The sequence below is a fragment of the Methylomonas sp. MED-D genome (assembly GCF_050276835.1).
In the GTDB taxonomy this organism is placed as follows: domain Bacteria; phylum Pseudomonadota; class Gammaproteobacteria; order Methylococcales; family Methylomonadaceae; genus Methylomonas; species Methylomonas koyamae_A.
On sequence record NZ_CP189965.1, the window covers coordinates 4,875,430 to 4,889,872 of the forward strand.

A 14,443-nucleotide genomic window follows, 5' to 3' on the forward strand; every position below is an offset into this window, starting at 1 on the left:
CACCACGACGAGGAGAACACCATGAAAACGCAATCAGTTTACTTGCCACTCGCGGTTTTAGCCGCGTCCTTGACGGCCTGTACCACACCGAAACAAGATACCTCGGAATTAAAAGCACAAATCGACGCCTCCATGGCCGGCCATTACGGACAATCTATCCTCCACGAGGAAAAAGCCGAAGAAAACCTGGAAACCGCCAATCACATTCTGGAGCATTGGGAGAAAGGCTACTATTGGAATATCGACGAGAAGCAACAGGCTCAGGCCGCCGCGCGAGCCGCCGCCGAGCATAAATTGCAGTCAGAGAAGGAACTGTGCGCTTGGTTGACCGAAGTTCACGGCCACAACCATCACCAGAACGAGCCGATCCACCACGTCGCAGCCTATTTCAAAACCGGCAGCGCGGTACCGTTCAAAACGGATCACGGCGGCATCGGCCATCTCGGTCACTACCTTGGCGCGCATCCGGATGCCAAGGCGGCGGTCACTGCATCGGCCGACACGGTCGGCAAATCCAACGACAACATGGCGCTGTCCAAACGCCGCGCCGATACCGTGGTCAAGTTATTGATCGATCACGGCGCCAAGGCCGAGCAATTGACCGTCAGCGCCACCGGTGAAGGCCAAGGTCCAGACAATACGCCCAACCAGGATTATCGGGTCGCCACGATTACCACCAGCCATCCCAAATACCTCGATTGTCCCAATCTGAAATAAGCCTTTGACTCTCCCGACCCGCGCCCGCTGGGCGCGGGCTCGGCCTATATCACATCTGGTCGGCCGCCTGCTTTTGGCGTTCGGCACTTTCGAAAATTTGTTTTTCCGCGTCCCTGGCTTGTTCGACCGGCTTTTGCAGCGCCTCGGCGACCGCTCGGCCATCGCCGCCGGCGCGTGGCTCGTCCGACGGCTGATCGGCAGAACCGCAACCGGCGATAACCAGCATCAGCGTCGAGCAGACCACTGTCCTAGCCGACCGTCTCACGAGGCCTCCCGGTCGCTTCGCGGCCTATCGAGCACCTGTTTAACGGCTTCGGCAATCGCCGCCTCGACGTTGGCGGTCATTTTTTGATATTGGCTGTCGTCAACGTGTATCCCCTTGTCGATCGGATTGCGCACGTAACACGGCGTTAATCGGTTCAAGGCTAGGCAAGCCACGTCTTCCCGCAAGCCGCCCCCCTCCGGCAATTCGCCGGATTCGGCCATTTTCCATAACCGGTCGACGACCAATTGCTCGTAATAATTGACGATGTTGAGCATACAAACTCCTGACTGAAAACAAATGCAGGTTAACCATAGCCCAGATTCGGACGAGCGCGGTTCATTGCACGATTTCCGCCATTCGCAACAATTTGGAACTGAGTTTCAAACCGGCGTCCCTGACCGCCGGCAAATTCACCACCAACTTTAATTTATTGTCGCGCAACGTAAATTGCACCATGCCGCCGCGGCGGGCGAAATCCTCGACATCGCTGACCAGCAGTACGTGGCGGATGCGGGCATATTCGCTGACCGCCTTCGACAATACGTGGAGATCGCTTAAAAACAGGATGCGGCAATTGTCGATGTTATCGCCCAGCGACACGTGTACGACGCGGTTATCGATTTGCCAGCCTTCCAAAACCGGTAAATAGTCGCGTAGCGGACTGTCGCCCAACAGACAAATATTGACCGGCGCCGATTCCGGCCATTCCGCCAATTCCGCGAAATGAAACAAATAGGCCGTCTTTAGCTGATACTCCTGATTGGATGGCACGCTGTCGCTGGCCGCGACCCACGAAATCGCCGCCACGGCCAACAGCGAGATCCAGCCGATTCGCCAGCGCGCCAGCACGCCCAAGGCCGACCGGCTAAAACCGCCAGGATACTTGGGCAAAATAACCACGCTGCAATTGACTGACCGATTGTATGTACAGAATGTCGCTAAACTCGGGATGGTAGGCGTCCAGCAAATTTTGGCCGCTGACCGAAAACTCCAAATTCCGGTGCGGATGCCAACCCAGGCGCAAATCGAGGGTAATGTAATCCGGTATTTCGCGTTGATCCACATAAAGCCTATCGACATAGCGCGCCCAGGCGTCCAGTTCGATTTCGCTGGTCAGGTTGAACAGCGAGCGCAGCGACAACTGATGACTGGGATTGAAGTGCTGCTCGGTCAGCGGATCGCGCAGCCAGGATTGGCTGCGATCGTATTCGATATCGAATTGATTGGCGCTGTATGAGGCTTGCAGGCGCCAATCGTGGTTGACTCGATAGTTGGCCGACACTTCCAGTCCGTAGCTTTTGACTTGCCGCTCGTTGCCGACCGTGGCTTCCAAGGTGCCGGGAATGGGATCGTTGAAAACTTGGCCGGTAAATCGGGTGCCCTGCATCCGATCGTAGATGTTGTAAAACAGCGCGGTATCGATATCGAAGGTATCGGTCGCCTGCCAGCGCCAACCCAACTCGTAGGCCATCAAGTTCTCGGTCAACATATGCGGATTGGCAATGGCTTCGAAAAACCGGTCGGTACCGGGAATCGTCTTGTACAGCCGAATGCTGTGCTGGGCTCGATTCGGCAAAACCACCGCCCGCGATATCGCCGCCCACAGGCTGTGGCGACGGTCCGGCGTCCAAATCAAACGGGCATTCGGTTCGGTTTCCCACCCGGTGTAAGTGAAATGCTCGACCCGGTTGGCTAGCGTCAATTTGACGTCTTCGCCCAAATCGATTTGATCCTGCAGAAACAGACCGACGTTGTGCTGAGTGAATTCGGCCGGCAAAAAGCTCAAGGTCAGGGTATTATCGAAACGATCGTTGATCATTTGATAGTTCAAACCCCACAGCCAATGGTGGGCGCCGTCGGAGGGCAGGCTGTCCTGCCAATCCAGCACGTATTGCGATCGACTCATTCGGTTCATCGCCAACGTCCACTCGGTTTGGGTGAACGCCATGTTCAGGCGCCAATCGTGGCCGCTCTCGGCCCGGTGTCGCCAATCGCCCTGCAGACTGCCGGTCACGCCGTCGCGGCCGAAGTCGTCGGAACGCCAGGTCGGCGGGTCAACGCTGGTTACGCCGATGTAGTCACCCTGTAAACGGTAACGCGCCACATTGGCTTCCAGCATCCATTGATCCCGTTCGCCGGTTTGACCGTCCAGCCGAAAATTGGCGTTTTGCGCGTTCATATAGTCGGCGGTATCGCCGACACCGTTCAGCCGCGCGCTGGCGTCGCGGTTGACCGCGTTCAAGGTGCCCCGCCAATGTACGCCGTCCGCCAGTTGGCCGCCGTAGCGAACCCCGCCGAAACCGCGCTCCTCGGTGCCGCCGCCGCCGTACAACAAGCCGCCCTGGGTGTCGCGAGCCGAGCGGGTTACGATGTTGACGGTGCCGTTCACTGCGTTGGCGCCCCATAAGGTACCGCTGGGGCCGCGCAGCACTTCGATACGCTCGATGTCCTGCAGCGCCGGATTCTGCTGGCCCCAATACACCCCGCTGATCAATGGGTCGTAAACGCTGCGGCCATCGATCATCACTTGAAGTTTATTGGCGTATAGATCGTTGAAGCCGCGCGCGCTGACGGCCCAATTGGATGCATTGATTTTCGCCACGTTCATGCCCGGCACCATCCGTAACACGTCCGGCAGGCTATTGGCACCGGAACGGCGTATATCTTCGCCGGTAATCACGAAGGCCGCCGCCGGACTGTCCTTGACCGATTGCTGGCGACGCGCCAGACCGGAGACATCCAACTCAGTCAGTTCCTCCCAACTCAGAGGCAGCAGTTCGGCCGTGGAACTGATCGCATCGCTGCCCTCGTCGGCAACGGCCGGTCGGCAAGCCGTGCCTAACAGGCAAAGTATCAGGATCGAATATCGGCAATCGCCAGTGTCGCGCATGACCAATCACTCTCGGTAAGCAATTTACCCGAACATTATACGTTAGCCGGCGCTTCGGCATGCCGATAGCATTGACGGCGCCAAGACCGAACAACATCATCAGCCCCGTCGCCGCGAATATTGGTAAATCGCATCGGGTTTCCAATCCTTTTCCGATACGCCGTCGATTCGACTCGCCCCAGCACTATCGGCGCGATCGAGCGCCAAGGGAATGCTTTAGCCTATCCGGTACCGGGATTCGACAATTCAAGCTTACTCGGTCCGTAACGCCCGCAACGGATTCAGGCGCGCGGCGCGGATCGCCGGCACCACGCCGGCGGCGACGCCTATCGCCAACGACAAAAAAAACGCCGAGATCAGATAACCCCAGGCCAATTCAACCGGTAAACCCGGCAACAGCGCCCGTACCGCCAGCACCACGCCGACGCCGACCGCGAGGCCGCCCAAGCCGCCGCTCATGCTCAACAGCAAGGCTTCGCTGAGAAACAGCCGGAACACCGTACCCCGCTCGGCGCCGATGGCACGCAACAAGCCGATTTCACCGACTCGCTCCGAAACCGCGATGGTCATGATCGTCAAAATACCCACCGAACCGACCAACAGAGAGATTCCGCCCAGCGCGCCAACCGCCATGGTCAGCACGCCCAGCACCGAATCCATTTTTTCCAGCATCTGATTTTGGCTGACCAGCGTGAAATCTTCGCTGCCGTGCCGCGCGATCAATCGGCGTTTGATGGCCTGTTCCACGGTCGCCACGCTCACTTCGCCGCTATACAACAGGTCGATCTCCATCAGGCTCTGCCGGTCGAACATTTCCATCGCCTTGTCGGCGGCGACAAATACCGTGTCGTCCAGGTCAAAGCCCAGCATTTGGCCTTTGGCCTCCATGACGCCGACGATCCGGAATCGGTCGTTGCCGATCCGCAGCCGTTGGCCGAGCGGACTGCTGCGTCCGTACAATTCGCGATACACCTTGCTGCCCAGCACCGCGAAGGCCCGCGAGGCGTGACCGGCGGTGTCGGGCAGGAAGCGGCCGCTGGCGACCCCGAGTTGCCAGACTTGCGGTAAGGCCGCGCCTACGCCAAACACATTGGCGCGGCGCTGGCGATTGCCGGCTTCGATCCGGGCGTTGCCCTGCACCAACGGCATGGCCGCGACGACATTGTCCAGCCGGCCCAAGCTGACCGCATCGGCCACCGACAACGGCCGCACCGTACTGATCGTCGCGCCGGACAAGCCAAAGGTGGTGGTCTTGCCGGGAAACACCGCCAGCAAATGGGTGCCGAACTGGGTAAATTCCGCTAACACGAAACGGTGTATGCCTTGGCCGATCGCGGTCAGGGTCACGACCGCGGCGATGCCGATGATCAGACCCAGCGCGGTCAGCAAGGAGCGCTGCTTATGGCTGAACACGCTGGTCCGAGCCAGCATTAAGGTATCTAGCCAGCTCATGCTTAGCGCCGTCCCAAGGCCGTCACCGGGTTCATACCGGCCGCCTTACGGGCCGGCAACACCCCAAAGCCCAGGCCGGTCGCCAGTGCCACCGCCAGCGAAGCTGTCCAGGCCCAAGCCGGCAAATGCAGCGGGAAATTAGGATACCACCAGCCCAGCGCGGCGATACCGGCGTTGCCCAATAGATTGCCCACTAAAGCGCCGGCCAACGACAACAAGGCGGCTTCGGTCAAGAACAGCGCTTGCAGCTCGGCGCGCCGGGCGCCCAAGGCCTTCAATAGACCGATTTCGGCGGTACGCTGGCTAACGCTGACCAGCATCACGTTCATCACCAGCACGCCGGCCACCGCCAGGCTGACCGAGGCGATGCCGGCCACCGTGTAAGTCAGTGCGCTAAGAATCTTGTCGAAAGTGTTAACCACGCTGTCTTGAGTAATCACGGTAATGTCGTCCTCGCCTTCATGGCGCGCTTGGATGATGCGGCGCACCTCGTCGACAGCTCGGTGCATCGCCGACTCGCTATGCGCCTCGATCAGAATTCGGAACAAGGAGTGACTATCGAACAAGGCCTGCGCCGAGGCCACCGGCACGATCACCAGTTCATCGAAACCGGTACCGATCGACTGGCCTTCCTCGGCCAGCACTCCAACGACCCGGAAGCGGCGGTCGTTGATTCTAAGCCATTCGCCAACCGCTCGACGTTGGCCGAACAAATCCTCGCGGATTTTCTTGCCGATGACGCAGACCGACAGTTCCCGCCCAGCGGCGGCTTCGGGCAGAAATCGGCCCTGGGCAACCGTTAAATGTCGCACCCGCAGCAAGGCATGGGTCGAACCCATGATGTTGGTTTCCCGCTCCAGGCCGGCCACCGACACCGGCGCCGAACCGATATTGACCGGCGCGATCGCGGCGATATTGCGGCTGCGGAACAGGGCTTCGGCGTCGTCCAACGTCAGATCGCGCGGCGTTTCACCGAGCAGCGGCGGGTGGCCGCCGGTGGTTTCGCTACGGCCCGGCAATACAATCAACAAGTGGGTGCCCAGCGACTCGAATTCGTTGACCACATACGTGCGGGCACTGTCACCCAGGGCGGTCAGGATATTCACCGACGCCACGCCGATACTCATCGCCAGCACAATCAAACCGGCTCGTAACGCTTGAGCGGCGATGGCCTTGCCGGCCTGGAGCAGGGTGTCTCTCAAGCGCATGGGTTCACTCCGAGTGAAGAAGGAATTAAAAAAAGGCGGTTATCATTCAGCGCGAAGTAAAAAACACCGTCTCCCGACGGAGCAGGGGAATGAACACCTCAGCGTCAGCTACGCCGTTCGCTGAGCGGAGTCGAAGCGATATCGCTGGCTTCGGCTCCGCTCAGCCAACGCCTTATTTCAGCTCCGCTCAGCCAACGTCCTATTTCAGCTCCGCTCAGCCAACGTCCTATTCGGCTCCGCTTTGACAACTGCTCACATCGACTGTAACCGTTCAACTTAACGCCAATGGTAACCAACTTACCCCAAGCGACATCTGAACAGTTAAAAAAGGCGAATGTTTGTCGCTATTCTCGCGGTAAATGCCGCCCGCGTATACCTCCAACCCGAATCGGGCCGCCGAAGCACCGTCAAAAGCAGGTAAACTAAGCCTTTATCCATTCACCCGACCGTGTCCAAATCCACTTCGCCGCGGGCCGCCCGGCTCGTTTCCAGCGCCGCGCGCCGTCGGCAAACCTTGGGCTTGCTGGACATGATTGCCGCCTGTTTATTGTTCTCGTTGATGAACGCCGGCGTTTACGCCAGCCAACGACTGGACCCCGGCTTGCCGGCGGTGATGGCCAGCTTCATTCGGATTCTGTGCAATCTTGCCGTACTGATCCTTCCCGCATTGGCAGGCCGTCGGCTGACAGCCTTGCTGGGCGACTGCCGGCCGTCGCTATGGTTACGCGGACTGTTCGGCGCCAGCGCACTGATGTTGTCGTTTACCTCGATCGCCTGGATCGGTCCCGGCGAAAGCACGTTTTTAACCTCCAGCAGCGGCGTATTCGTCGCCTTGCTCGGCCCTTTCCTACTGGCGCAGAAGAACTCGTTGGCGGTCTGGCTGGCCATCGTCGGCGCCTTTAGCGGGGTCGGTTTGCTATTCGACTTTCGGCAAAGCGGCAATTTGCTTGGTCAGGCCACCGCGCTCGGCGCCGGCTTGTTGTCGGCGCTGGCCTATTTGATGCTGGCGCGGGCCGGACGCAGCAACCCGGCGACCACGGTGATCTTTTATTTTTGCTTGGCGGCGCTAATCCTGCACGCCGCCTATTTTACGGCGTTCGGCTTCCGCTGGCCGGCCAGTCCGGAGAGTTGGGGCTTGCTGATCGTGGTCGGTCTGCTCGGCAGCGGCGCCCAGCACTATCTAACCCGCGCCTACCAATCGGCACCGGCGGCCTTGGTCAGCTCGGTCGGTTATCTGACGCCGGTGCTGAGTCTGAGCTGGGGCGCGATCTTCTTCGAACAAATCCCCAGCTCAACCGCGCTGCTCGGCGCGGTGTTGATTTTATTGTTTGGCGTGTTGTTGCCATTTTTGCGCTAGCGGCGGGGATTTGCTAGCCACTTGCAGCCATCTTTCGAATTGATAGTTCCATGTTTGCGAGTAGGAATTCCGCCATGTTGCTTAAGCTTGCTTTCGGCGCGGGACGACCATCAAAAAACGGCATAAAAAAGCCCTCGCCAACTTAACGTCGGCGAGGGCTCGGTCGGTCCGGTTAGTTATTCAGCGTCCATTTCGTCGGCCGACAGCTTCTGGCCGGGGATGTAGTTGGGGGCCACGCTGATCAAAATGGTCAGGAAGGTCGCAATATACGGCACCGACTGCACCACCAATACCGCCACCCACAAGCGGCCGCTCAGATTGTCGAACTGTGGTTCCATCCGCATCGCGACCGCGCCGGCCAGCAGCAGGATCAGCAGCAGCAGTTCCTGCCAGATAATCAGCAAACCGGCAACTAGTGGGCCTTGCTGCTCGTATTTGGGCGTCCGCATGAACGGTTTACCGGATGTAAACAAGCCTTGCAAAGTGCCGCGCGCCACGGTGTGGGTCAACGACAAACCGGCCAAGGCCGCGCCCAAGGCTTGCCAGAGCGAGCATGCCACCCTGGCCTTATACAGCCACAGCCCACGTAGGATCTTGAACGCGAACAAACCTATCGTCGGCAACAGAAAGGCGTTGACCGGCAACTCGCTATGTTTCGGATCGTAAAGCAGCAAGGCCGTCAATACCAGGCTGGTACCGGTGAACAGTAGGGCCAATGCGTCGGAAAACCAGGGCAACCAACCGGCGACGAAGTAGTAGCGCTGCGCCGACGTCAACGAGGACTTCTTATTGGGCAAGAAATGCCGCCAATGTTGCTTGATGATCTGCATCGCACCGTAGACCCACCGGAAACGTTGGGTCATGTACCCGGAAAACGTATCCGGCATCAGACCGCGACCGAAGGATTCCTTGCAATAAACCGAGTCGTAACCAGCCTCGTACAAGCGCAAACCCAGTTCGCTATCCTCGCAGATACACCATTCGCCCCACGGACCGACTTTCTCGAAAGCCGACTTACGCACCATCGTCATCGTGCCATGCTGGATAATCGCGTTGTACTCGTTGCGCTGCACCATGCCGATATTGAAAAAGCCGGCATATTCCCAATAGCACATATTTTTGAAGGAACTTTGGTGAGAATCCCGATAGTCTTGCGGCGATTGCACAAAGCCGACGTTTTCCTGATCGAAGTAGGGCACCATGGCTTTCAGCCAATCCGGCGACAGGATGTAATCGCTGTCGATGACCGCGATGATTTCTGCGTCTTCGGCGGTGTTTTCCAGTGCGTAGTTGATCGCGCCGGCTTTATAGCCCGGCCAATTGTCCAAATGGAAGAAGCGGAATTTCGCCCCCAACCGGTCGCAATCGTCGCGGACCGGCCGCCAAACCGCCGGGTCCTTGGTATTGTTGTCCATCACCAGGACTTCGAAGTTCGGGTAATCGACCTTGGCCAGCGCGTTCAGCGTCTTGCGGACCATTTCCGGCGGCTCGTTATGGATCGGCAAATGAATGGACACTTTCGGATAGCGGAAATCCGTCGGCGGCGTTAACGGCGTAAAGGTACGTCGGCCCTTGCGGTGCCATAACACTTCGGCGATTTCCAGACTCTCGGTCAACAGCACCAAAATCGCCATCGCCTGCATCATCAACAAAATCGCCCAAAACACCACGGAGAATCCGGTCTGATATTGCGCGGCGGCGATAGACGCGGACCAAAACAGTACCGACGCCGCCAAGTTGGCGACGATGCCGAAAAACAGCTTGCCGGGTAGCTTCAAGCTCTTGCGGGTGAACAGGAACGCCGCCATCAGGATAATGCTCAACAAGGCCGCGCCGCTGGCCCAGTTGCGCCAAGTCGGGTTGGCCAGCACGTCGCCTTCCATCGGAAACTTGGGTTCTCGATCGACGTTGAACACGCCCCAATACGCGCCGGCGGTCCCTTCGATCTCGATTTTCCAAGGTTGGTCGAAGGCTTCGACAACGTAATAAATCAGTTTTTCTTCGGTGGCGCGATTCAAAAATCCGCGCAAAAATTTAGCCTGATTGGCCAACGAAGCGGTCGAGTGTTTGTAGGGCTGTCCGTCCGACGGCCAACCGACCTCGGAAATCACGATTTGCTTGCCGGGGTACATGGCTTGCAATTCGTGATAGCGCATGAATACGTAATCGACCGCCTCTTCGATCGGAATGCCTTCCCAGTAGGGCAGAATATGCACACCAATGTAATCCACTTCGGCAACCAGCTCGGGATGGGCTTCCCACACGTCCCAGGTTTCCGCGGTACTGACCGGCTTCCAGGTGCGTTTTTTCACCTCGCGGATGTACTCGATCAACTCCTCGATTTCGACGTTCTTGCGGATCTGGGTCTCGTTGCCGACCAGCGTGCGAACAATGGCTTTCGGATATTGGTTGCTAAGCTGGATCAGCGCTTCGATTTCCCGGCGGTTTTTCTCGCGGTCGTCGTCTATCCAGGCGCCCATCGCCAAGTTCAAACCGTTCTTGGCCGCCAGTTCCGGCACGACTTCCATGCCTTCCAACGCGGTATAGGTTCTGATCGAATGCGCCTTGTCCGACAGCAGGTTAATGTCTTCGGCGATTTGTTCCTGGGTCGGGTATTTGCCTTCGCGCGGGTTGGAATCTCGACGCATCGGGCTGAAGGTCAGCCCCATCATGGTTTTATTCCAGGACGGGATTTTTAGGGGATTGTTAATGTAGGACCAGATACCGAGGTTGACGGCAACCAGAAACACCAATGAAAAAAAGGTGGCAATTTTGGCTTTCATTTCGGGTGACAAACTCCGCTAGGGAAAAATTATTGTTGTTATGGCGGTTATCGAGACGCATCGGTCGCACCGACGGACGTTAACGCCGCCACGCCGGGCATTCCCGGCGGACGGCGAATCGGAGGGCACCTCCCGGATCGTCCAATACCGCGATACAGCCACCGGTATTGGAAGCGAACGCGCTTAGGCCAGTCTTAAGCGCTCCGGAGAGACAAAGGAACGATTACTTGAGAGAGACCGTTTCAACGCGGCCTTTCATTTCGATGTTGAGTTTATCTTCCTTAGCCAGCCAGCCCAAGGCCCGCTGTACCTCGTTTTTGCCCAAACCAGTCTCGGTGGTGATTTTGTTGACACTGGCCTCACCGTTGGTATTCAAAAATTGCCAGATTTTTCCGGCCGCTTCACCAATTATCTCTACCATTTCAGCTCCTCACACTTTAAGCAACAAAAAAATCGGGTATTCGGTCCGGCGCCACGCGGCAGACATACAACAAACGCTAAAGCGCGATTAACGTTCGTCGGGCAACACAATATTGAGTTCCAATGTTTCCTGATTGCCATCCTGCTCGAAATTGACGGTAATCGCATCCTGACTGACATTGACGTATTTACGAATCACCGCGAGCAACTCCTGTTGCAATTGCGGCAGATAAGAAGGCTGATTTCGCGAAGCGCGCTCGTGGGCGACCAGAATTTGCAGCCGCTCCTTGGCCAACGATGCGCTACTGGGCTTGGATGACCGGAAATAATCTAACAGACTCATCACTTACTCCCGAACAGCTTGCTAAACAAGCCCTTCTTCTCTTCCTCTATGAATCGGTGGGGACGATCCTCGCCCAAATAACGCGCGACGATGTCGGCGTAAGCCTGACCGGCGTCGCTTTGCTCGTCCAAAATCACCGGGGTGCCTGAGTTGGAGGCATTCAATACCGACTTGGACTCGGGAATCACGCCCAACAGATGCAGCGACAAAATCTCCTGCACGTCATCCACGCTCAACATTTCGCCCAGCTTGACTCGATCGGGGGAATAACGGGTCAGCAACAAATATTCCTTGATCGGCTCGTCACCCTTCTCGGCGCGGCGCGACTTGCTAGCCAGTATACCCAGCATCCGATCCGAATCGCGCACCGACGACACTTCCGGGTTGGTCACGACGAAGGCATCGTCGGCAAAGTACATGGCAAGTGTAGCACCGCGTTCGATTCCAGCGGGCGAATCGCAAACGATGTATTTAAAATCCTTGGCTAGTTCTTCGAGAATGCGCTCGACGCCTTCCAGGGTCAGCGCATCCTTATCGCGGGTTTGCGAGGCGGGCAAGATATAGAGCTGATCGCAACGCTTGTCCTTGATCAGGGCTTGGTTCAAGGTTGCTTCGTTGTTGATCACATTGACCAAATCGTAGACCACTCGCCGTTCGCACCCCATGATCAAATCCAGATTACGCAGACCGACATCGAAATCGATAACAGCGGTTTTATGGCCTTTCTTGGCCAAACCCATCGCGATCGCCGCGCTGGTGGTGGTTTTACCCACGCCGCCTTTTCCTGATGTTACTACGATAATTCTGGCCAATGTCGTTCCTCCTAGAAATCTAAAGTTCTTTGATGATCAGCTTCTGGTTCGCCAGACTGATTTGTACCGGTTTATGCGGGGCGTGCTGACTCAAATCGTCGCGGAGCTGGTAGGTGCCGGCAATCGAAATCAACTCGGCTTGCAAATCGGAACAAAAAATCCGACTCTCGGCGTTGCCTAGCACGCCAGCCAAGGCGCGTCCCCGCAACGAACCGTAGACGTGGATGTTGCCCTCCGCCATGATTTCGGCACCGGCGCTGACAGTCGCGGTCACGATCAAATCGCCTTTGGCGTAAACGCGCTGTCCGGAACGTACCGGTTGAGTGATTAATTTATTTTCGACGTTCGACGCGGCGGGGGCCGATGGTGGCGGCTCCGGCGTCGGCAATGGCTGCTTGGCAGGCTCTTTGCTGATTAACGGTGTATTGCTACCGTGCAGCGAATGCACCGGCAAATTCATCGCCAGCGCTACTTGGTTTTGTTGCTCGTTACCGCCGCGGATGCCGACCGGCATGAAACCGTGGGAACGCACGGTCGCCACGATGTCGGCGAAATCTAGTACCAGATTCTGCGCGTTGAGCTTTTGCAAATCGATCAACAGCGGCGAATTGCGAAAGAACTCCGGGGCCTGGGCGACTTTTTCCTTGAGTTGCTCGTCGATTGCGGGCAAGTCGTTTCCGGACAGCAGCAGCACCGGGACGGTCAATGAGGTGCTTTTAAACTCCAAAGCTGTTTTTTGCGAGTTAATGGTGCCGGTGGACATCGATTTGGGAAAATCAGCTCATGTATGACCCCGAATGTTAGCATTTTCCGTGACAAAAAGCACAATCGCTTACAGTAAAAACAGCGTCGCCAAACCTAAAAAGGTCATAAAACCAACCACATCGGTGACCGTTGTCAACAGCACCCCGCCAGCCAACGCCGGATCGACACCGATTTTTTGTAACAAAACCGGAATCGCCACACCGGAAAAGGCCGCGCAGACCAAATTGATCAGCATCGCCGCGCCGAGCAGGATACCAATGTGCGGATTGTGAAACCAAACTCCGGCCACGGCGGCGACGACGACCGCCCAAATCAGCCCGTTCAACAAGCCGACCGAAATTTCCTTGAACAACAAGCCGCGAGCGTTGCCGCCGCTGATCTGGCCCAGCGCCAAGCCTCTAACCACCAGCGTCAAGGTTTGACTTCCGGCGATACCGCCCATGCTGGCGACGATCGGCATCAATACCGCCAAAACCACGATTTGCTGTATCGTATCTTCGAACAAATCGATGACCCAGGCCGCCAGAAACGCGGTCAACAAATTGACGCCCAGCCACAAGGCCCGGCGTTTGGCGCTGGCCACGACCGGCGCAAACATGTCGTGTTCCTCGGTCAAGCCGGCCATGCTCATCAGCGAATGATCGGCTTCTTCGCGAATCACATCCAGGATGTCGTCGATCGTAATCCTACCCAACACTTTACCGTCGTCGGCCAGTACCGGTACCGACAGCAATTTGCGCCGCTCGAACAGCGCGGCCACGTCTCGGCTCGGGGTTTTGTAGGAAATCCCCGGACTCTTGGTATCCATCAACTCGGAAACCTTGGTGTGCGGATCGTGCGTCAACAACTGGCTGATCGCCAACACCCCCTGAAAACTATCCTTGCGATCGACGACGATCAGGCTGTCGGTGCCGGCCGGCACCCGGCCGCGCAGCCGCAAATAGCGCGACACCACATCCAAGGTAACATCCGCCCGTATCGTCAAGACGTCTTGAGACATCAAGCCGCCCGCCGTATGCTCGCGGTAACTGAGGGCTTGTTCGAACCGATTGCGGTTGTGCACTCCGATCGATTCCATAACCTGAGACAGCAAGGGTTCCGGCAAGACATGCAACAAGTCCACCATGCCGTCGGCACCCATTTGCTCGGTCGCGGCCATCAAATCCTTACGGTCGGTGATCGCCAACAACGCGGTCGCAACTTCGACATTCAACTCGATCAACACCTCGCCCATGACACCGGGCGGAATCAAACGCCACAGGCTGGCGCGCGGCTCCGGTTCCAGCGCCTCCAACACGAATGCCGCTTCGGCCGGATATAGCGAACGCACCAGATTGCGAATTTCGATCTGCGAGCCCTTGGCCAGAATCGCCGTAGCGCGCGCCAAGAGATGTTCGCCGTTTTCCGGCAGGGTGGGTGTTGTCATAAGCT

The 14,443-nt window shown here is 57.6% G+C and carries 14 protein-coding genes; 2 read left to right on the forward strand and 12 right to left on the reverse strand.

Translation table 11 applies throughout. The features are described from left to right. The first annotated feature begins 21 nt into the window (after positions 1-21). Positions 22-717: an OmpA family protein gene (locus tag ACQE3E_RS21710; RefSeq protein WP_427501057.1), complete on the forward strand. Its 696-nt coding sequence runs from the start codon at positions 22-24 to the stop codon at positions 715-717. A 49-nt stretch (positions 718-766) separates the two neighbouring features. Here the strand turns inward: ACQE3E_RS21710 and ACQE3E_RS21715 are convergent, their stop codons facing one another. The 6 genes from ACQE3E_RS21715 to ACQE3E_RS21740 form a co-directional block, all read right to left on the reverse strand. Further along, positions 767-982 carry a hypothetical protein gene (locus ACQE3E_RS21715; protein ID WP_157197795.1) on the reverse strand — a complete coding sequence of 72 codons (216 nt, stop codon included), beginning with the start codon at positions 980-982 and terminating at the stop codon, positions 767-769. Beyond that, complete coding sequence (locus ACQE3E_RS21720; RefSeq protein WP_427501058.1) at positions 979-1,257, reverse strand: late competence development ComFB family protein; 279 nt, start codon at positions 1,255-1,257, stop codon at positions 979-981. The genes ACQE3E_RS21715 and ACQE3E_RS21720 overlap by 4 nt, the downstream gene beginning before the upstream one ends. A 61-nt stretch (positions 1,258-1,318) precedes the next feature. After that, positions 1,319-1,873 (reverse strand): YfiR family protein, encoded by a 555-nt coding sequence (locus ACQE3E_RS21725; protein ID WP_427501059.1) that lies wholly within the window; start codon positions 1,871-1,873, stop codon positions 1,319-1,321. After that, positions 1,848-3,872 carry a TonB-dependent receptor plug domain-containing protein gene (locus ACQE3E_RS21730; RefSeq protein ID WP_427501060.1) on the reverse strand — a complete coding sequence of 675 codons (2,025 nt, stop codon included), beginning with the start codon at positions 3,870-3,872 and terminating at the stop codon, positions 1,848-1,850. Before ACQE3E_RS21730 ends, ACQE3E_RS21725 begins: the two co-directional genes overlap by 26 nt. 252 nt (positions 3,873-4,124) lie before the next feature. Beyond that, positions 4,125-5,324 (reverse strand): ABC transporter permease, encoded by a 1,200-nt coding sequence (locus ACQE3E_RS21735; RefSeq protein ID WP_427501061.1) that lies wholly within the window; start codon positions 5,322-5,324, stop codon positions 4,125-4,127. Positions 5,325-5,326: 2 nt separating this feature from the next. Further along, positions 5,327-6,532, reverse strand: coding sequence for an ABC transporter permease (locus tag ACQE3E_RS21740; protein WP_427501062.1), 1,206 nt, complete (start codon positions 6,530-6,532; stop codon positions 5,327-5,329). 448 nt (positions 6,533-6,980) lie between these two features. Here ACQE3E_RS21740 and ACQE3E_RS21745 point away from each other — a divergent pair, with 448 nt between their 5' ends. Continuing rightward, positions 6,981-7,889 carry a DMT family transporter gene (locus tag ACQE3E_RS21745; RefSeq protein WP_427501063.1) on the forward strand — a complete coding sequence of 303 codons (909 nt, stop codon included), beginning with the start codon at positions 6,981-6,983 and terminating at the stop codon, positions 7,887-7,889. A 176-nt stretch (positions 7,890-8,065) separates the two neighbouring features. Here ACQE3E_RS21745 and ACQE3E_RS21750 read toward each other — a convergent pair whose 3' ends face one another. The 6 genes from ACQE3E_RS21750 to mgtE form a co-directional block, all read right to left on the reverse strand. After that, positions 8,066-10,672 (reverse strand): glycosyltransferase, encoded by a 2,607-nt coding sequence (locus ACQE3E_RS21750; RefSeq protein WP_427501064.1) that lies wholly within the window; start codon positions 10,670-10,672, stop codon positions 8,066-8,068. A 223-nt stretch (positions 10,673-10,895) separates the two neighbouring features. After that, positions 10,896-11,093, reverse strand: a complete 198-nt coding sequence (locus ACQE3E_RS21755; RefSeq protein ID WP_064028147.1) for a winged helix-turn-helix domain-containing protein — start codon at positions 11,091-11,093, stop codon at positions 10,896-10,898. An 87-nt stretch (positions 11,094-11,180) separates the two neighbouring features. Then, positions 11,181-11,435 (reverse strand): cell division topological specificity factor MinE, encoded by a 255-nt coding sequence (gene minE / locus ACQE3E_RS21760; RefSeq protein WP_064028145.1) that lies wholly within the window; start codon positions 11,433-11,435, stop codon positions 11,181-11,183. Next, positions 11,435-12,247 (reverse strand): septum site-determining protein MinD, encoded by an 813-nt coding sequence (gene minD / locus ACQE3E_RS21765; RefSeq protein WP_064028142.1) that lies wholly within the window; start codon positions 12,245-12,247, stop codon positions 11,435-11,437. Before minD ends, minE begins: the two co-directional genes overlap by 1 nt. Positions 12,248-12,266: 19 nt before the next feature. Next, on the reverse strand, positions 12,267-13,010 hold the full coding sequence (gene minC / locus ACQE3E_RS21770) for a septum site-determining protein MinC (protein WP_071159105.1): 744 nt from the start codon (positions 13,008-13,010) through the stop codon (positions 12,267-12,269). 69 nt (positions 13,011-13,079) lie between these two features. Continuing rightward, positions 13,080-14,438, reverse strand: coding sequence for a magnesium transporter (gene mgtE, locus ACQE3E_RS21775; RefSeq protein WP_064028140.1), 1,359 nt, complete (start codon positions 14,436-14,438; stop codon positions 13,080-13,082). Positions 14,439-14,443 lie beyond the last annotated feature (5 nt).